The sequence below is a fragment of the Sinomonas sp. B1-1 genome (assembly GCF_050474465.1).
Classification (GTDB): Bacteria; Actinomycetota; Actinomycetes; order Actinomycetales; family Micrococcaceae; genus Sinomonas; species Sinomonas flava.
The window spans coordinates 213,768-232,092 of record NZ_JBCHVF010000002.1 but is presented as its reverse complement, the minus strand read 5'-3'; the positions used below and the strand labels follow the sequence as shown (position 1 = coordinate 232,092).

At 73.1% G+C, this 18,325-nt stretch carries 15 protein-coding genes; 12 read left to right on the top strand and 3 right to left on the bottom strand.

The genetic code is table 11. The features are described from left to right. Positions 1-36: 36 nt before the first annotated feature. Entirely contained in the window at positions 37-1,797 is a 1,761-nt protein-coding gene (locus tag ACQ5BE_RS05770; RefSeq protein WP_430296012.1) for a DUF885 domain-containing protein, read from the bottom strand. A 186-nt stretch (positions 1,798-1,983) separates the two neighbouring features. On the opposite strand from ACQ5BE_RS05770, the gene ACQ5BE_RS05765 reads away from it, so the two are divergent. Further along, positions 1,984-2,256, top strand: coding sequence for a DUF2795 domain-containing protein (locus ACQ5BE_RS05765; protein ID WP_430296011.1), 273 nt, complete (start codon positions 1,984-1,986; stop codon positions 2,254-2,256). A gap of 11 nt (positions 2,257-2,267) precedes the next feature. Here ACQ5BE_RS05765 and ACQ5BE_RS05760 read toward each other — a convergent pair whose 3' ends face one another. After that, positions 2,268-2,519 carry an acyl-CoA carboxylase epsilon subunit gene (locus tag ACQ5BE_RS05760; RefSeq protein ID WP_430296010.1) on the bottom strand — a complete coding sequence of 84 codons (252 nt, stop codon included), beginning with the start codon at positions 2,517-2,519 and terminating at the stop codon, positions 2,268-2,270. Next, a complete protein-coding gene (locus ACQ5BE_RS05755; protein ID WP_430296009.1) occupies positions 2,516-4,111 on the bottom strand; it encodes an acyl-CoA carboxylase subunit beta in 1,596 nt (531 codons plus the stop codon). The genes ACQ5BE_RS05760 and ACQ5BE_RS05755 overlap by 4 nt, the downstream gene beginning before the upstream one ends. A gap of 230 nt (positions 4,112-4,341) precedes the next feature. Here ACQ5BE_RS05755 and ACQ5BE_RS05750 point away from each other — a divergent pair, with 230 nt between their 5' ends. The 11 genes from ACQ5BE_RS05750 (at position 4,342) to ACQ5BE_RS05700 (ending at position 18,280) form a co-directional block, all read left to right on the top strand. Then, positions 4,342-5,202 (top strand): SDR family oxidoreductase, encoded by an 861-nt coding sequence (locus ACQ5BE_RS05750; RefSeq protein ID WP_430296008.1) that lies wholly within the window; start codon positions 4,342-4,344, stop codon positions 5,200-5,202. 61 nt (positions 5,203-5,263) lie between these two features. Then, the gene (locus ACQ5BE_RS05745; protein WP_430296007.1) at positions 5,264-6,154 is read left to right on the top strand and encodes a biotin--[acetyl-CoA-carboxylase] ligase; all 891 of its coding nucleotides are present in this window, start codon (positions 5,264-5,266) and stop codon (positions 6,152-6,154) included. Then, complete coding sequence (locus ACQ5BE_RS05740; protein WP_430296006.1) at positions 6,147-6,740, top strand: PH domain-containing protein; 594 nt, start codon at positions 6,147-6,149, stop codon at positions 6,738-6,740. The genes ACQ5BE_RS05745 and ACQ5BE_RS05740 overlap by 8 nt, the downstream gene beginning before the upstream one ends. Positions 6,741-6,753: 13 nt before the next feature. Further along, a complete protein-coding gene (locus ACQ5BE_RS05735) occupies positions 6,754-7,881 on the top strand; it encodes an adenylate/guanylate cyclase domain-containing protein (protein WP_430296005.1) in 1,128 nt (375 codons plus the stop codon). A 144-nt stretch (positions 7,882-8,025) separates the two neighbouring features. Continuing rightward, the gene (locus tag ACQ5BE_RS05730; RefSeq protein ID WP_430296004.1) at positions 8,026-8,997 is read left to right on the top strand and encodes an AAA family ATPase; all 972 of its coding nucleotides are present in this window, start codon (positions 8,026-8,028) and stop codon (positions 8,995-8,997) included. A 4-nt stretch (positions 8,998-9,001) separates the two neighbouring features. Then, a complete protein-coding gene (locus tag ACQ5BE_RS05725) occupies positions 9,002-10,258 on the top strand; it encodes a DUF58 domain-containing protein (RefSeq protein WP_430296001.1) in 1,257 nt (418 codons plus the stop codon). Then, entirely contained in the window at positions 10,255-12,633 is a 2,379-nt protein-coding gene (locus ACQ5BE_RS05720) for a transglutaminaseTgpA domain-containing protein (protein WP_430296000.1), read from the top strand. The genes ACQ5BE_RS05725 and ACQ5BE_RS05720 overlap by 4 nt, the downstream gene beginning before the upstream one ends. Before the next feature lie 170 nt (positions 12,634-12,803). Continuing rightward, positions 12,804-13,898 carry an RDD family protein gene (locus ACQ5BE_RS05715; RefSeq protein WP_430295999.1) on the top strand — a complete coding sequence of 365 codons (1,095 nt, stop codon included), beginning with the start codon at positions 12,804-12,806 and terminating at the stop codon, positions 13,896-13,898. Further along, entirely contained in the window at positions 13,895-14,803 is a 909-nt protein-coding gene (locus ACQ5BE_RS05710) for a PP2C family protein-serine/threonine phosphatase (RefSeq protein ID WP_430295998.1), read from the top strand. The genes ACQ5BE_RS05715 and ACQ5BE_RS05710 overlap by 4 nt, the downstream gene beginning before the upstream one ends. Further along, entirely contained in the window at positions 14,790-16,451 is a 1,662-nt protein-coding gene (locus ACQ5BE_RS05705; protein WP_430295997.1) for an FHA domain-containing protein, read from the top strand. Before ACQ5BE_RS05710 ends, ACQ5BE_RS05705 begins: the two co-directional genes overlap by 14 nt. Next, the gene (locus ACQ5BE_RS05700) at positions 16,448-18,280 is read left to right on the top strand and encodes a serine/threonine-protein kinase (RefSeq protein ID WP_430295996.1); all 1,833 of its coding nucleotides are present in this window, start codon (positions 16,448-16,450) and stop codon (positions 18,278-18,280) included. Before ACQ5BE_RS05705 ends, ACQ5BE_RS05700 begins: the two co-directional genes overlap by 4 nt. Positions 18,281-18,325 lie beyond the last annotated feature (45 nt).

Sequence of the window (18,325 nt, the reverse complement as noted above, 5' to 3'; positions counted from 1 at the left end):
TCACCGGCTGTGGGCATTCTCACGTTCCTCGGGCCGTCATCTGAGCAGCGCCCGGCGGAGCGTGTCCAGGCCGACGGACCCGAGGTTCAGGGCCCGGGTGTGGAACTCCTTCAGGTCGAACCCGTGCCCGGCCGTCTCCGCCCGCTCGGCCAGGTCTGCGCGGATCTGCTCCCACAGCCGCTGGCCCACCTTGTACGAGGGCGCCTGCCCCGGCCAGCCGAGGTAGCGCGTGAACTCGAAGCGCAGCTGGCCCTCGCTGATCGGCAGGTTGGCCCGCAGGAAGGAGTAGCCCTTCTCCGGCGTCCACGGCCCGGAGCCCCATCGCCCGGGCATCTCGAGTTCGAGGTGCACGCCGATGTCGAACACCACGCGGGCCGCCCGCATGCGCTGCATGTCGAGCATCCCCAGGCGGTCGCCCGGATCGGAGAGGTAGCCGAGCTCCTCCATGAGCTTCTCCGCGTACAGGGCCCAGCCCTCGCCGTGGCCCGAGACCCAGCAGATGGTGCGGCGCCAGGCGTTGAGCATGTCCCGCCGGTACGTCGCCGTGCCCACCTGCAGATGGTGGCCGGGGACCCCCTCGTGGTAGACGGTCGTCGTCTCGGACCACGTGGTGAACGAGTCGTCGCCGGTGGGGACGGACCACCACATGCGGCCCGGGCGGGAGAAGTCGTCCGACGGCCCGGTGTAGTAGATGCCGCCCTCGTGCGTCGGGGCGATCCGGCACTCGAGCGTCCGCAGCGGCGCGGGGATGTCGAAGTGGGTGTCCGCGAGGTCGGCGATCGCGCGGTCGGACAGGCCCTGCATCCACGCCCGGAGCGCGTCGGTGCCCTTCAGCTGGCGGGCGGGGTCCGCGTTGAGGACCGCCTTCGCCTCCTCGACGGAGGCGCCGCGCCTGATCTCCTCCGCGACGCGCTCCTGCTCCTGGATGAGCCGGTCGAGCTCCTCGACGCCCCACGCGTAGGTCTCCTCGAGGTCCACCTCCGCGCCGAGGAACTCGCGCGAGGCCAGGGCGTAGCGCTCGCGGCCCACCGCGTCCTTCTCGGGCGCCTGCGGCAGCAGCTCGGCCTTCAGGACGTCCGCGAAGGCCGCGTACGCCCGGGACGCCGCCTCGCAGCCGCGGGAGAGGGCCTCGGCGACGTCGTCCGGGAGGGGCGCGGCGGCGTCGTGCGCCGTGGACGACGCCGCGTGCTCCGGCCCCTGCCCCAGCCGGGCGTCCCCGGCGAGCTGGGCGAAGAACCCCGTGCCCGGTTCGGCGTACGCGCGGGCCTGCCCGACGACGGTGCGCACCTGGCGGGCGGCGGCCACCCGGCCGTCTGCGGCGGCGGCGCGCAGCGAGGCGAGGTAGCCGTCGAGGGCAGCGGGGACATTGGCCGCCCGCCCCGCGATGTGGCGCCACTGCTCGGCGGTGTCCGTGGGCATGAGGTCGAAGATCGCCCGGATGCCCTGCGCCGGGGACTCGATGTTGTTCAGCTGTGCCAGCTTCCAGCCGCTCTCGTGGATCTCGAGGGCGAGCCCGAGGCGTTCCCGCATCGCGTCGAGCGTGACCTCGTCGGTCGGGTCGGCCGCTGTGGCGGTGTCCAGTTCGGCGAGGGTCGCGCGGGCCAGGGCGGCCTTGGCCTCGTGGCCGACGGGGGAGTAGTCCGGGTACTCCGTCTCGCGCCCGGGGAAGCCGAGTTCGGTGGCGAGCGACGGGTCCAGCTCGAGGAGACGCGCGGTATAGCTGTCCGCGATCGAGTCGACGGCGGTCGGCTCGCCGTGGGCGGCGGCGGTGGTGGTCTCGTCGCGGTTGTGCGTCACCCGACGAGCCTATCCCGCGTCCCGCGGCTGTGAAAGGACACCTGCGCATCCGCCGGGCCGGGGCGTCTGGCCGTTTGCGGGGAGGGCTGGCGGGTACGAAGGCGGTGTTCCGGGGAAGCTGAGATTCCCGGCAGATGCCTCCGGTTCGGCGGTCCGCCGGGCCGGTACCGACGTGAGGAGTGGACCGTGCCAGAGAGTTCTGACCCCATCCAGACGCAGGAGTTCCTTGCCGGCGTGGACTATCCGGCCCACCGGAACACGCTCGTCGCCGCCGCCGAGAAGAGCGGTGCGGACGAGGACGTGATGCGCGCCCTGCGGGGGCTCCCGGACCGCACCTACGGCCAGCCGACCGAGGTCAGCCAGGCCATCTCCGGCGGCGGCCCCAGCGCCGACCCCGCGGGAGACGAGCCTGAGCCGGACGACGACGAGCGCACCGGCGAGCGCTTCGACGCCGGCTGAGCCGCTGACGACTAGAGCCGGCCGCGCCGCTGGGCGATCATGTGCCTGGGGCGCAGGGTCGCCTGGCGGATGCGCTCGCGCCGGGTCGGGGCCGCGGGTGCCTCCACAGCCTCGGCGGACGAGGCGGCGGCGATCACCGCGGTGAGCGCGGCGAGCTCTTCCGGCGTCGGGCTGCCCTTCGTGACGGAGAAGAGCGGCGGCAGGCCGACGACGGCGGGCGAGTCCCCGCCGTCGTGCGCCTGGGCGTTCTGGGCCGTGCTCACAGCGGGATGTTCCCATGCTTCTTGGCGGGCATGGACGCGTGCTTGTCGCGCAGGCCGCGCAGGCCGCGCAGCAGCTGGACGCGGGTCTCCGACGGCGCGATGACGGCGTCGACGTAGCCGAGCTCGGCGGCCTGGTACGGATTGAGGAGCTCCTCCTCGTACTGCTGGATGAGCTCGGCGCGCTTGGCGTCCACGCCCGCGGCCGTCGCGTCCTCGTCGGCGGCGGCTGCGGCGAGCTCGCGGCGGTACAGGATGTTGACTGCGCCCTGGGCGCCCATGACGCCGATCTGCGCGGTGGGCCAGGCGAAGTTCAGGTCCGCGCCGAGCTTCTTGGAGCCCATCACGATGTACGCCCCGCCGTACGCCTTGCGGCAGATGACGGTGAGCTTGGGGACGGTGGCCTCGGCGTAGGCGTAGAGGAGCTTCGCTCCCCGGCGGATGATCCCCTGGAATTCCTGGTCCTTGCCGGGCAGGAAGCCCGGGACGTCCACGAGCGTGATGATCGGGATGTTGAACGCGTCGCAGTGCCGAACGAACCGTGCAGCCTTCTCCGAGGCGGCGATGTCCAGGGTCCCGGCGAACTGGATCGGCTGGTTCGCGACGATCCCGACCGTGTGGCCCTCCATGCGTCCGTACCCGATGATCACGTTCGGCGCGTACAGGGACTGCATCTCGAGGAAGTGGCCGTCGTCGACGATCCCCTCGATGACGGTGCGCATGTCGTAGCCCTGCGAGGCGGCATCCGGGACGAGGGTGTCGAGGACGGCGTCCTCGGGGCTCTCCTCGAGCTCCTGGTCGGACTCGAGCACGGGGGCCTCGACGAGGTTGTTCGAGGGGAGGAAGTCGAGCAGTTCGCGCACGAACTCGATCGCATCGGCCTCGTCCGAGGCGAGGTAGGTCGCGGTGCCGGTCGTGGCGTTGTGCTGGCGCGCGCCGCCGAGGGTCTCCATGTCCACCTCCTCGCCGGTGACCGTCTTGATCACGTCGGGGCCGGTGATGAACATGTGGCTCGTCTTGTCCACCATGACCACGTAGTCGGTCAGGGCGGGGGAGTAGGCGGCGCCGCCGGCGCACGGGCCCATGATGAGGGAGATCTGCGGCACGACCCCGGACGCGGCCACGTTGTTGCGGAAGATGTCCGCGAACATCGCCAGCGAGGCCACGCCCTCCTGGATGCGCGCGCCGCCGCCGTCATTGATCCCGACCACGGGGCAGCCGTTGCGGAGCGCGAACTCCTGGACCTTGACGATCTTCTCGCCGTTGACCTGGCTCAGCGAGCCGCCGTAGACGGAGAAGTCCTGGCTGTACACCGCGACGAGGCGGCCGTCCACGGTGCCGTAGCCGGACACGACGCCGTCGCCCAGCGGCTTCTTCTTCTCCATGCCGAACGCGGTGGAGCGGTGGGTGCGGAGGGCGTCGAACTCGACGAAGCTGCCCTCGTCCAGGAGCAGGTCGATGCGCTCCCGGGCGGTGTTCTTCCCGCGCGCGTGCTGCTTCTCGATCGCCTCCTGGCCCGAGGGCGCGAGCGAGGCCGCCCGCCGGTCGCGGAAGTCCGCGATCTTGCCTGCGGTCGTGGTCAGGTCGTGGGTCACGCTCTCTCCAGCTGTCGGTCCATGCGCCCTCGGGGTGCTCTGTAGGTTCCGCACAACCGGCGGACACGTCACCTCAGTCTAGTGAGGCGTCCGCGGCGGGCGGCTGTAGGAACCCTACAATTTCTGGCCTGCGGCGGTCGCGTGGCGCACGACGGCGGCGGGCCGGCTCGGGCGGGTATCGCCCGGACCGCTTGTTACTCGTCGGTAACATCATCGCCTACACTGTTCCCATGACCTCGATCACACCCGGCTCCGCCGCGTCCCTGTCCGGCCGCACCATCCTCATGAGCGGCGGCAGCCGCGGGATCGGCCTGGCGATCGCCAAGCGCGCCGCAGCAGACGGCGCGAATATCGCGCTGCTGGCCAAGACGGCCCAGCCGCACGCGAAGCTCGCCGGCACCGTCTACACCGCGGCCGAGGAGATCGAGGCTGCGGGCGGCCACGCCCTGCCGATCGTCGGCGACGTGCGCAGCGACGAGGACGTGGCTCGCGCGGTCGAGGCGGCGCTGGCGCGCTTCGGAGGCATCGACGCCGTCGTCAACAACGCCTCTGCGATCGACCTCTCCCGCACGGACGCGGTGGACATGAAGCGCTACGACCTGATGCAGGACATCAACGTCCGTGGCACGTTCCTCCTCTCCAAGCTCTCCCTCCCGGCCCTGCGCGCCTCCGCGGCGTCGCGCGGCGGCGCCCACATCCTCACGCTCTCCCCTCCGCTGAACCTTGACCCGGCGTGGGCAGGCCGGCACCTCGCCTACACGATGGCCAAGTACGGCATGAGCCTGACCACGCTCGGGCTTGCCGAGGAGCTGCGCGGGGACGGGATCGGCGTCAACTCCCTGTGGCCCGCGACCCTCATCGACACCGCGGCGATCCGCGCGATGCCCGACGGCGACGCCCTCGCCTCCGTCGGACGCTCGCCGCAGATCGTGGCCGACGCCGCCCACGCCGTCCTCACCGCCGACCCGCGGGCCACGACAGGAAACTTCTTCATCGACGAGGACGTCCTCCGCGCTTCCGGCGTCACCGACTTCTCGCCCTACAGCCTCGGCGCGCCCGAGGACCGCCTGGTTCCCGACATCTTCCTCTGAGTTGCCCCGCAGCTGGCGGGGCCGCAGCCTTCGGCAGAGGCGGCGTCGGTAGGATTCACGCATGGACGAACACGCGCAGACCCCGGCCCGCGGACCCCTCGACAGGACGCTCCTCGGGGCCGGCGCCGCGCGTGAGGCCGGTCTGTCCCGCCTTGAGATCGTCGACGAGGCCGACTCGACGAACGCCCAGCTCACCCGGCTCGCCACCGAGGCCCCCGAGGAGTGGGGCGACCTCGCCGTGCTCGCAGCGAGCCACCAGACCGCCGGGCGGGGAAGGCTCCAGCGGCACTGGGAGTCCCCGGAGGGCACGTCCATCGCCGTCTCGGTCATCCTGCGGCCCCACAACCGGGCCGGTCGGCCCCTGCCGACCCAGAGCTACTCGTGGTTCTCGCCGCTCGCCGCCCTCGCGCTGCGCGAGGCCCTCGCCGAGACCGCCGGCCTCGAGGCCAGCGTCAAGTGGCCCAACGACGTCGTGGTCGACGGCCTCAAGATCTCCGGGATCCTCGCCCAGCTGGCACCCGGCGCGCACGAGGAGCCGCCCGCCGTCGTCCTCGGCACCGGGATCAACGTGGGCCAGGCGAAGGAGGAGCTGCCTGTTCCCACCGCCACGAGCGTCCGTGTGGCCACCGGCCGCGACCTGCCCCGCGAACAGGTCCTCTCCGCCTACCTGGCCGCGTTCGCCCGGCGGTACCGGCAGTTCTGCGCGGTCGACGGCGACCCCGACGCCCCGCTTGCAGGCGGCCGGGGGCTCGCGGGCCAGGTCGAGGACGCGACGGTCACGCTCGGCAAGCGCGTGCGCGTCGAGCTCCCGGGCGGGCGCATGCTGGAAGGCCGGGCCACCGGGCTCGACCGCCACGGCGCCCTGCTGGTGGTCGAGGACGACGGTGCGCGGCACGCCGTGGCGGCGGGCGACGTCGTGCACCTCCGCCCCGCCGCCGGCGGCTATGCGTAGGATCCTCACCCCGGGGGAGCAGCTCATCGTCCGCACGCGCCGCCAGCCGCGCATGCTCGTGCTGCCCGCGGTCGCCTTCGTGGCCGTCTGCGGCGCCGCGGCCTTCGCTGCCGGCTGGCTCTGGAGAGGGCGGCTCGAGGGCCTCCTGCCGTGGGTGCCGCCCGCCACCCGTGCGTGGCTCCCGTTCGTCCCCGTGGCGTTCGCGGCGTGGGTGGCGCTCGGGTACTGCGTGCGCCGGGTCGTCGCGTGGCGGTCCGTGAGCTACGTCCTCACGAGCCGGCGGGTGATGCGCCGCCAGCGGGGGCTCCGCCGCCTGGACCGGGAAATGCCCCTGTCGATGGTCCGAGACGTGGACGTCCGGCAGGGCGTCCTCCAAGGGATGCTCGGGTCAGGGACGCTAACCTTGGCTTCGGGCCATGCGGCGCAGCTCACGCTGACCGATGTGCCCCAGGTGCGCCGCTTCCGGCAGTTCGTCCTCGACGCCATCGAGGAGCTCCCCGCCGCCGAGTGGGTGCCCGTCGACGACGACGAGACGATCACGGACTTCACCGACGAGTCGCTGCCGTGGGAGCTGAGGGATGAATGAGGGGAGGGGAGTGATGGAGGAGCCAGTGCCTGACGAGCCGCGGTATGACGAGCCGGCGTTCGACGAGCAGGAGTCCCGCGCGGTCCAGCCGACGCTGCCCCCGGAGCGGCGTGTCTCCCCGAAGGAGCTCGAGGCGATGCTGCTCGGCGGTGAGCGGACCCTCAAGCGCCGCGAGGTCGCGGCCGGGGTGGGGCTGTCGCTGTACTCCGCCCGCAAGCTCTGGCGGGCCCTGGGCATGCCCAACTTCACCGACGATGACCTCGCCTTCACCCAGGCAGACCTCGAGCACCTCAAGGTGATGCCGCGCCTGGTGCGCGAGGGCGTCCTGACCGAGGACGCCGCCATCTCGGTCACCCGCGCCATCGGCCAGATGACGGACCGCATGGTGGTGTGGCAGGTCGAGGCCCTCATCGAGGACATGGTGTCCACGGAGGGACTCTCCGACGCCGAGGCCCGACGCGCCCTCATCGACCGCATCCCGGAGCTCATCGGCCCGCTCGAGGAGATGCTGGTCTACTCGTGGCGCCGCCAGCTCACCGCTGGCGTGCAGCGCCTGGCGCTGCGGGCCCAGGCCGGGCTCGAGCGCAGCGCCGAGGGCCGCGACGGCTCCGAGGACGACGCGCCGCTGCCGCTCGCGCGCGCCGTCGGCTTCGCGGACCTCGTCTCCTACACGTCGCTGTCCCGGCGCATGAACGAGAAGACCCTCGCCCAGCTCGTGCAGCGCTTCGAGAACCGCTGCGCCGAGATCATCTCGGTGGGCGGCGGCCGGCTCGTCAAGACGATCGGTGACGAAGTCCTCTACATCGCCGAGACCCCGGTGGCTGGGGCCCAGATCGCGCTCGCCCTGGCCAGGGAGTTCGCGGAGGACGAGATCCTGCCCGAGTGCCGCGTCGCGATGGTCTGGGGACGCGTCCTCTCCAGGCTGGGGGACATCTACGGCCCCACCGTCAACCTCGCTGCCCGGCTGACGGCCATCGCCGAGCCGGGCCAGGTGCTCATCGACGACATCACGGCGAAGGCCCTCGGGGAGGACGAGCGGTTCGTGCTCGACCCGCAGGCCCCGCAGCTCGTGCGCGGCTTCGGGGAGATCCACCCCGTCGCGCTGCGCCCCGGGACCGGCCCGGGCATTGTGCTCGACTGACCGGCGCCCGCGGGGCCGGCCGGGACGGGGAGGCCTCCCCATCGCGGGCCCCAGCGGGAACCCACTAGGCTGTTCCGGGACGTCGCGGCCGGGCTCGGGGCCCGCACGGCCGGACGCAGGAACAACCACTTCCAGGGGGAACTCATGACGTTGACGACCGAACAGGCCGCGTGGTTCGCGGAGACCTTCGAACGGCTCGCCGCCAACGTCGGCCAGGCGGTGCTCGGCAAGGAGCATGTCGTGCGCCTCGCGTTCACCGCCATGCTCGCCGAGGGGCACATCCTGCTCGAGGACGCCCCCGGCACGGGGAAGACCTCCCTTGCGCGCGCCCTCGCCGCCACCGTCCAGGGCACCAACTCCCGCATCCAGTTCACTCCCGACCTGCTGCCCTCCGATGTCACCGGCGTGACGATCTACGACCAGCGGAGCCAGCAGTTCGAGTTCCACAAGGGCCCGATCTTCGCCAACATCGTCCTCGCCGACGAGATCAACCGGGCCTCGCCCAAGACCCAGTCCGCGCTTTTGGAGGTCATGGAGGAGTCGCGCGTCACCGTCGACGGCGTGACCTACGACGCCGGCCGGCCCTTCATGGTCATGGCCACCCAGAACCCCATCGAGCAGGCGGGAACATACAGGCTCCCGGAGGCCCAGCTGGACCGCTTCCTCATCAAGACCTCGATCGGCTATCCGGACCACGCCTCGACGGTGCGCCTCCTGGGCGGCTCCTCGGTCAAGGACCGCTCCCGGGACCTCAGCCCGATCATCACGACCCACGCGGTCGCGGAGATGGCCGAGCTGGCGGCCCAGAACCACGTGGACACGGCCGTCCTCGAGTACATCTCGCGGCTGTGCGAGGCCACCCGCAACGCACCCGAGACCCGGCTCGGGGTGAGCGTGCGCGGCGCGATCGCCATGGTCCGCGCCGCGAAGGTCTGGGCCGCGTCCGACGGCCGGAACTTCGTCCTCCCGGACGACGTCAAGGACCTCGCCCCTGTCGTGTGGACCCATCGCTTCGTCATGGACCCCGAGTCCGAGTTCGCGGGCGTCACCGCCGAGCGCGTGCTCGAGCGCGTCCTCGGCGAGATCGCCGCGCCGCAGTCGCGCGCCGCCGTCTGACGCCGTGCGGATCCGGCTCCGCCCCCTGCGCGAGGCAGGGGAGCTCGTCGCGCTCGCCGCGGCGCCCTGGGTTGCCCGCGCCGCTGCGCTGTACCGCAGGCGCGTCGACCCGGTCGCGTCGACCGTGAGCCCGCTCGGCGGGCTCGTCGCCGCCGCCACCGCGGCGCTCGCCGTCGCCGGCGCAGTCTGGGGATGGCAGGAGGCGACCGCAGCCGCGCTGCTGGGCGTCGCGCTGTTCCTCGTCTCGGTGCCGTTCGTCCTCGGCCGCAGCACCTACGCCGTCTCGCTCGACCTCGCCCGCACCCGCGTGGCGGTCGGGGACCACGCCGTCGGCAGCATCGAGGTGGTCAACACCGCCCAGCGGCCCGTCCTGCCCTCGCTCCTCGAGCTCCCCGTCGGCCCCGTCACGGCGCTGTTCCACCTCCCGCGCATGCGTCCGGGCGTCCCGCACGAGGAGCTGTTCACCATCCCCACGCAGCGGCGGGCCGTGATCGTCGTCGGGCCGGTGCGCTCGGTGCGGGCCGATCCGCTGGGCCTCCTGCGCCGGCAGGTCACCTGGACCGACCCGCAGGACCTCTACGTCCACCCCCGCACGGCAGTGCTGGGGACCTCCGCCGCGGGCTTCATCCGGGACCTCGAGGGCATGCCCACGAACGAGCTCGCGAGCTCCGACGTGTCCTTCCACGCCCTGCGCGAGTACGTGCCCGGAGACGACCGCCGTCACATCCACTGGAAGACCACCGCCCGCACCGGCACGCTCATGGTCCGCCAGTTCGAGGAGACCCGCAGGGCCCACCTCGCCGTGTGCCTCTCGGCGAACCTCGGCGAGTACGAGCACGACGACGACTTCGAGCTCGCCGTCTCCGTCGCCGGGTCGATCGGGCGGCAGGCCCTCGCCGAGCAGCGCGAGCTCAGCGCCCTGACGCAGCGCGGCCCCCTCCGCACCGGCAGCCCCCGCCGGTTCCTCGACGACCTGACCCGCCTCCAGGCCGCTGCGATGCGGACCACCGCGGTCGATGCCGCCCGCATGGCCGCGGACGCCGTGCCGAACGCCTCCGTCGTGTTCCTCGTGGTCGGTGCGCACGTGACCCCCACGCAGCTCCGTGCGGCCGCCGCTGCGATCCCGCCGGGGATCCGGACCTTCGCGATCCGCTGCCACACCGGCGCGGCCCCTGCCCGTGCGAGCATCGCCGACCTGGACGTCCTCACCGTCGGGGCCCTGGACGAGCTCGCCCCCGTGCTGCGGAAGGCCGCCGCATGAGAGCCGAGCGGGCGGGCCTCCGCCAGGCGGTCGACGCTGCGGCGATCCTCGTCCTCGTGGGGCTCGCCATCGCGGGGTTCCACCTCGCGTACGGCGGCGACCTCCACTACCTGCTCGCGGGCCTGGCCGGGGCCGTCCTGGGCCTCGGCGTCGCCTTCGCCTCGGCGCGGCTCCGGCTCGGCGTCCTCGTCACCGTGGCCGCGGCCTTCCTCGCCTACCTCCTCGTCGGCAGCCTCGTCGCGACCCCCGACGAGTCCGCGGCCGGCGTCGTGCCCACCCTCGCCTCGCTGCGGACGCTCCTGCTCGGGATCGTCGTGTCGTGGAAGGACAACCTCACCGTCGCTGCCCCTCTCGGGACGGGTGCTGGCATGCTCGTGGTCCCCTACCTGAGCGCCTTCGCATGCGCTCTGGCCGCGGGCCTCACCGCGTGGCGCGTGCGCCGTCCGTACTGGCCCCTGCTCCCGCTCGCGGCCCTGTTCGCCGTCGGCATCGCGTTCGGCACCAACGAGGCGTTCCTCGCCCTCCCGCGCGGCGTCGCGTTCGCCGTCGTCGGCGTCATCTGGGCGTCCTTCCGCCGGCACGCAGAGCGGGGCCGGACCACCCACGTGGTCTCCGGCGAGACGACTGTGCCGGACGCGGGATCGGCGAGGGCAAGCCGGCTCCGCCGGGCAGGACTCGGCGCGGCCATGGTCGCCGCGGCTGCGGCGCTGAGCCTCCTCGCAGCGCCTGCGCTGACGGCCGGCGCCCAGCGCGACGTGCTCCGCGACCGGGTCGTGCCCCCCTTCGACCCGCGCAGCTACATCAGCCCGCTCGCGGGCTTCCGCAGCCTCGTGAAGGACCAGCGCGACACGACGCTCTTCACGGTCGCGGGCCTGCCCGAGGGCGGCCGCGTGCGCCTTGCCGCGCTCGATTCCTACGACGGCACCGTCGCCAACGTCGACCAGAGCGGGTCGGGCAGTTTCGCCAAGGTAGGGGACGCGGCGTCGATCGCCGCCGCCGACGCGTCCGGCACCGCCAGCACCCGCTACGCGCTCGACGTCACCGTGGGCGGCTACCGCGGCTACTTCCTCCCCAGCGGGCGCACGACGACGGGCATCGCCTTCGCGGACCCGGACAGCGCCGCGGGGGAGGGGCTCTACTTCAACCCGCTCACCGACACCGCGATCACCACGGCGGGCCTCGCCGACGGCGACCGCTACACGGTCCAGGTCGAGGAGCCGAAGCGCCCCGACGACGCCCAGCTCGCGCAGGCCGAGTTCGCCAAGACGACCCTGCCCACGGTCGACGGCGTGCCGCAGGTGCTCCAGGCGAAGGCCGGGGACATCCTCGCCGACAGCCAGACGCCGATCGAGCGGGTGCGCACCCTCGAGTCCTACTTCCAGAAGTTCGGCGCCTTCAGCAACGGCCTCATCGCCGAGGGGCAGGTGCCGAGCCTGTCCGGCCACGGCGCCGGCAGGCTCCGGACGATGCTCACCGCCAAGCAGATGGTCGGCGACGACGAGCAGTACGCGGTGACCATGGCGCTCATGGCCCGCGAACTGGGCATTCCCGCCCGGGTCGTCATGGGCTTCTACCCCGAGCAGCCGCAGCCCGCGGGCGCGAGGCTCGAGATCAAGGGCAAGGACGTCCATGCCTGGGTCGAAGTGGCCTTCGCCGGGTACGGGTGGGTTGCTTTCGACCCGACGCCGCCCAAGGACAACGTCCCCATCCCGCCGGACCCGCAGGCGCAGTCGAAGCCGCGCCCCCAGGTCCTCCAGCCCCCGCCCCCGCCCCAGGCCCCGGTGGAGCTGCCGCCGGACTCGCGCCCGGATGTGCTGGACGACGAGGAGAAGAAGAACGACCTCTGGCTCCTCCTGGGCCCGATCCTCGCCGTGATCGGCATCGGCCTCATCCCGGTCGCCGTGCTGGCGCTCCCGCTGCTGCTCATCGCGTGGCTCAAGCTGCGCCGGCGCCGCAGGCGCCTCGGTGCCGAGCGCGCGGCGGACCGCGTGAGCGGCGGCTGGAGCGAGGTCACCGACGCCGCGACGGACCTCGGCGCGAGCCTCGACACCCGCAGCACGCGGCGGGAGACCGCCGTCGCCCTCGGGGAGGCGTTCCCGGACACCGCACGCACGACGACGGCGCTCGCCCACCGCGCGGACGCCGCCGTGTTCGGGGCAGGAAACCCGAGCGAGGCCGAGATCGAGGCGTACTGGGCCGACGTCGACGGCTCGCTCGAGAGGATGCACGGCTCGGTGGGCTTCTGGCGCCGCCAGCGCGCCAAGTACTCGCCGCGGTCGCTCGTGGCCGAGGCCAGCGTGTTCCTCGCGGCCCGGCGTGCCGTGGCACTGGCGCGGCGACGCGGACCGCGCGGCACGACGAGGGGGACGCCGTGAGCGCTGACGTGTGCGCCGCCTGTGGCAGTATGGTCCGGCGGGGGGCGCTCTACTGCCCCACCTGCGGTACCCCGGCTCCACGCCGGCACGCAGCTGGCCCGGTCCCGGGAGTGCCGACGCACGAGCGGCCGGGACGCGAGGGGCACGGACGTGAGGGGATGGTGGGGACCGTGGTGAATCTTGAGCTGGCCAATGCGTCGACCGGCAAACGGGCGGGCGCGAAGCTCATCGACCTCGGGATCGCGTGGCTCCTGCAGCTCGTCCCGTTCGCGCTCGGGGCCGCGTCGCTCCTGAGCCTGTCCGGCAGCCGCTACCCGACGAGCGCCGACCAGCAGGCCCTGCTCGCCGCCACCGTCTGGTACGTGGTGGGCGGCGTGCTCGGGCTCGCCCTCTGGGTGTTCTGCTGGGCCTGGGAGGCCAAGACGGGGAAGACCCCCGGCCAGGCGATGCTCGGCCTGCGCACGAGCAGCCTCGAGGGGTTCGCCCCGGGCTGGGGTGCGGTGTTCGTCCGGAACCTCGTCTTCGGGCTCATCTGCCTCATCCCGTTCGTCGGGGTCGTGCTCGCCCTCATCTCCAACGCGTTCGACCCGAACAGCAAGCGCCAGGGCTGGCACGACAAGGCCGCGCGCACCTTCGTGTTCGACGTCCGGGCAGGGCGGGACCCCCTCACGACCGGCGGCATCAATGGACCCGCCTCGTTCGCGCCGCGGCCCGAGCTCCCCGCCGTGCAGGAGGTGGCCTCGCCCATGCCGGTGCGCAGCCCGGCCCCCGTGACCAGCGCGGCCCCGGTGACCAGCCCGCCGTCGTCCGTGCCCCGCCCCGACCGCCAGCCCTCCGCCGCCCTGCAACCCGACGCCGCGGTGCACCCCGACGCCGCGGTGGGACAGACGCGGTTCTCCCGGGCTGTTGGGGAGCGGGCCGGCGCCGCGGACGAGGTCGTGCTGAGCTTCAGTGACGGGCGGCGCGTCGCGCTGCGCGGGCCGGTGCTGGTGGGCCGCAACCCGGCAGGGTACGAGGAAGAGACGGTCCAGGAACTCCTCGCGGTGGACGACCCGGGGAAGAGCGTCTCCAAGACGCATCTGGCGGTATGGAGCGACGGGAGCAGGGTCTGGGTGCAGGATCGCAGGTCGACGAACGGGACGCGCATCGTGCGGGGTGACGGCGGCTCGTCGCCGGCCCCGGCCGGTCAGCCAGTGGAGGTCGAGGCCGGGGACGTCGTGCATTTCGGCGACTACTTCTTCTCTGTGGGCAGGAGCCGCGCGTGACCGAGGGACATTCGCCCGAGCTGGAGCCCCGGCTGACACTCACCGTGGGATTCGGCACCGACCGGGGCCTGCGCCGGGAGCTCAACGAGGATTCGTTCCTGGCCCAGGACCCCGTGTTCATGGTCGCGGACGGGATGGGCGGCCACGAGGCGGGCGAGGTCGCGAGCCAGCTCGCTGTCGACACCCTCCGGGAGGCACCCGAGCTCGAGCCGGGGACGCACCGCGCCTCCGCCCAGGACATCCAGCAGATCATCGAGCGCGCCGATTGGCGCATCCGTGAAGCGACGGGGGCCCGGGCGGGCACGACGCTCACCGGGGCGGTGCTGATCGAGATCTCCTCGGTCCCCTACTGGCTCGTGGCGAACGTGGGCGACTCCCGCACGTACCGGCTCTCGGCCCAGGGCCAGCTCGACCAGATCAGCGTGGACCACTCCGAGGTCCGCGAACTCGTCGACGCCGGCGAGATCACCCCGGAGGAGGCGCTGGTCCACCCGCGGCGGCATGTCGTCACGCGGGCGCTCGGCACCGGGGAGGACGCCGAGGCGGACTTCTGGCTGCTGCCCGTCGAGGATGGAGACCGGCTCCTCATCTGCTCGGACGGACTCACCAGTGAGCTCCGCGACGGGGAGATCCACTGCGTCCTCATGACCCGCCAGCACCCTCAGGACGCGGTCGAAGCCCTCATCGACGCCGCGATCAAGGCCGGCGGACGCGACAACGTCACCGTCATCGTGGTGGACGCCCGAGACACCGCCAGCGAGCTCGGCCTGCCGGAGACGGCACCGCGGCTGGCCCCCGGGCAGGACACGCGGGACCGCGACGCGGACGGCACCGGGCAGGCCGCCCACCCGGGGCCCACAGCCGAGCGGGGGCCTGAGGAGGGGGTGACCGATGACGGCGCGTGAGCACGGCGGCCATCGCGAGTACAGGCCTGGGCACGACGCCGTGCTCCTCGTGCGCGGGTCCCTCACCGTCCTAGTCCCCGCCACGCTCCCGGACGCCATCCTCGGGCGGCTCTGGCAGACGGTCGCGTCGGAGGGCGCAGACCTCTACTCCGTCCTCGACTCGCTGACGGCGGAGTTCGGCGTGGGGCGGCTCCCGTCCTTCGGCATCGCCGAGCACGGGGACCGGCTCCGGCTGCTCGTCCGCGGTGACGTCCGGGCCACGGTCACGACGCCGACCGGCGCTGAACGCGTCAGCGGCGCCGAGGTGGGGACGTGGATCGAGCGGGCGTTCGCGTCGTGGTCGGCGGTCGAGCTGCTGGGCGCGGCCTCGCAGGACGGCGCCGAGGGACGGAAGCTCCCTCTCCTGGGCGGTGCCGTGGGAGCGGACGCCGTCGTCGTCTCGGCCGGTGCACAGGAGCCCGTGCCTGCGGCCCCTGACGCGGCGAGCGTCGCCGAAGCCCTGGTACCTGACGCCGTGGCACCCGACGCTCCGGCGCCCGACGCCACACTGGCTCCCGAAGCCACCGTGGCCCCCGATGCGACGGTAGCCGGCGATGCGGCGGAGGCATCCCAGATGCGGGAGGCCTCCGATGCGGCGGAGGCACCCTCCGCGGTCCCCGATGAGGAGCTCCCGACCACCACCTCCGGCTACGACCACCTGTGGGGAAGCACGGTCCTCCGTTCGGTCGAGGACGCGGCCGTCCGTTCCGAGGACGCCGACGGCGTCCCCGACAATGACGTCGGAGACGACGTCGACCTGGGCCCGGACACGGTGGCACCTGCTGTCACGCCTACCGCTGGCACGCCCGAACCCGAGCCTGTTGCTGAGCCTGAACCCATTGCCGACCCCGAGCCCGCGCCCTGGACTCCACCGTCGCTCATCGACTCGGTGCCGTGGGGCCCCACTTCCGACCGGCCCGAGCACCACGCCACCCCCGAGCACCACGCCACCCCCGAGCGCTCCACCACCCCCGAGCGACCCGCCGCTCCAGAGCGCTCCATCACCTCCGAGCTGTTCGGCGACCATGACGGCGAGACGGTCATGCGCAGCGACGTCGACGCGTTGGATCTCACGGTCCCCCCCGAGTCCCAGGGTCGGCCGGCGGGCGAGGCGGCCCCGCCGGCGTCGTCCGAGGGGAGGCGCACGCCGGGACCGCTCGTCGTCGGGCGCCGCTGCCCGCAGGGGCACGCGAACCCGCCGTCGTACGCCCAGTGCGCCGCGTGCGGCGATCCGATCTCGGGGGAGCCCGAGCAGCTGCCGCGCCCGGCCCTGGGCAGGGTCCGCTTCTCGGACGGCGAGGTGGTCGAGCTGAGCCAGCCGCTCGTGGTCGGGCGGCAGCCGTCCGTCTCGCGGGTGGCGAGCGGGGGCATGCCTCGGCTGGTATCGGTCACGAGCCCGTCCGGCGACATCTCGCGCAACCACCTCGAGGTGCGCCTCGAGGGGTGGCACGTCATGGTGCGGGACCTCAAGGCAACCAACGGGACCGTCCTGGAGCGGCCCGGGCAGGCGCCGCGGCGGCTCGCCCAGGGGGAGATGATGATCGTGCTCGATGGCGACATCGCCGATCTCGGCGACGGCGTCACCCTGCGCTTCGAGGCCGTGCCGTGAGCTCGAAACGGCCGCCCGCGCCGCCGCCGCAGCTGCCGGGCTTCCGCTACCTGAGCCTGCTCGGCTCGGGCGGCTTCTCGGACGTGTTCCTGTACGAGCAGGACCGGCCCCGCCGGAAGGTCGCCGTGAAGGTCCTCGTCTCGGACCTGCGCACCGAGAGCGCGCGCAGGCAGTTCGAGTCTGAGGCCAACCTCATGGCCCAGCTCTCCTCGCACCCGTACATCGTGACGATCTACGAGGCCGAGACCACCGCCGACGGACATTCGTACCTCGCCATGGAGTACTGCTCCCGGCCCAGCCTCGACATCCGCTACCGCCGCGAGCCGCTCAGCGTCGACGAGGTGCTCGCCATCGGCATCCAGGTCTCCTCGGCCGTCGAGACCGCGCACCGGGCCGGCATCGCCCACCGGGACATCAAGCCCGCCAACATCCTGGTCACCGACTACAACCGCCCGGCGCTGACCGACTTCGGCATCTCGGGCACCGTCGAGGGCGGCGGTGACTCCGACATGGGCATGTCGATCCCGTGGTCGCCTCCCGAGTCCTTCCGCGGCGGCGCGGTCGACGGCGTCGCCCTGGACGTGTGGGCCCTCGGCGCCACCCTCTACACGCTCCTCGCCGGACGGTCGCCGTTCGTCATCCCGGGCGGGGACAACTCGCAGCGCTCGCTCGTTCAGCGCATCCACTCCTCCCCGGTGCCCCCGATCGGCCGGGCCGACGTGCCGGGGTCCCTCGAGCTCGTCCTGTCCACGGCGATGTCCAAGTCGCCCGAGGGCCGCTACTCATCTGCCCACACCTTCGCGCTCGCGCTCCAGCGGATCCAGAGCGAGCTGAACCTCTCCGTGACGCCGTTCGAGGTGCTCGAGGAACCCACGGACGACGATGACCCGGACTCCGCCTTCGAGCAGACCCGGGTGCGCGGCATCGTGTCCATCAGCCCGCAGGGCACGGGCGAGGCCGGGCGCCCGGTCGGCACGGCCGCCGGCCGCACCGCCCGCGCGCGGGCAGGGGCCCAGCGCGCCCCGGAGACTGCGGCTGCGGCGCCCCCGCCCGCGGAGGATTCCACCGTCCTTCGAACTCGGCCTGGCACAGGCACAGGCACAGGCACAGGCACAGGCACAGGCACCGGGGACGGCCAGACCGCGCCCAGCGCCGGCGCAGGGACCGGCCTCGCAGACCCGACCGTGCCGCGGGGCGATGCGGCGCCCGGGCGGGACGACTCGGCGCGTGCCCTAGACGATTCGGTGCAGCGGGGCGCTGGCGACACGGTGCTCCGCGGGGATGCGACGGTGCTGCGCGGGGACGCGACGGTGCTGCGCGGCGACCAGGACCAAGCGGCCCCGCGGCGACCCGGTCAGCGGTCACAGCGAACGACCGCGGCGCCCGGGGCACCCGGGGCGAGGAGGCGGCGTCGTGCGCTCATCGCGTCCGCCGCCTCGGGAACAGTCCTCGTGGGGGCGGTCGTGGCGGGCGTGCTGCTTGCCCCTGGCCTTGCGGCGCGGCCGGCCCCGAACCAGACGGCGCACAGCGCCCCGCCGGTCGACGCGGTCGACTCGGGAGCCGTGCCGAGCGTGGCAGACCTCAGGGGGACGGCGGCGGCCTCCGGGGTCACCTTCACCTGGAAGAACCCCGATCCGAAGCCCGGCGACGCGTACATGGTCACCGTCCTGCGGGTCACGGGGCAGCAGCCGCCCACCTCGGTCACGCAGCCGAGCGTCACCGTCCCGAAGGAACCGGGGCAGACGTGCGTGCGCGTCGTCGTGCGGCGCAGCGACGGGAGTGCCGGAGCGATGGACGAGAGCGCGCCGAGCGCATGCGTCCCCGGCTGAGACGGGACGCGGGACAACCACACGCCGAGCTGGGGAGCGAAAGGC

Bases quoted from the DNA above. Each gene is read 5' to 3' on its own strand.
- ACQ5BE_RS05735 (WP_430296005.1), top strand. From the start codon at position 6,754: ATGGAGGAGCCAGTGCCTGACGAGCCGCGGTATGACGAGCCGGCGTTC.
- ACQ5BE_RS05750 (WP_430296008.1), top strand. From the start codon at position 4,342: ATGACCTCGATCACACCCGGCTCCGCCGCGTCCCTGTCCGGCCGCACC.
- ACQ5BE_RS05730 (WP_430296004.1), top strand. From the start codon at position 8,026: ATGACGTTGACGACCGAACAGGCCGCGTGGTTCGCGGAGACCTTCGAA.
- ACQ5BE_RS05720 (WP_430296000.1), top strand. From the start codon at position 10,255: ATGAGAGCCGAGCGGGCGGGCCTCCGCCAGGCGGTCGACGCTGCGGCG.
- ACQ5BE_RS05740 (WP_430296006.1), top strand. From the start codon at position 6,147: ATGCGTAGGATCCTCACCCCGGGGGAGCAGCTCATCGTCCGCACGCGC.
- ACQ5BE_RS05705 (WP_430295997.1), top strand. From the start codon at position 14,790: ATGACGGCGCGTGAGCACGGCGGCCATCGCGAGTACAGGCCTGGGCAC.
- ACQ5BE_RS05745 (WP_430296007.1), top strand. From the start codon at position 5,264: ATGGACGAACACGCGCAGACCCCGGCCCGCGGACCCCTCGACAGGACG.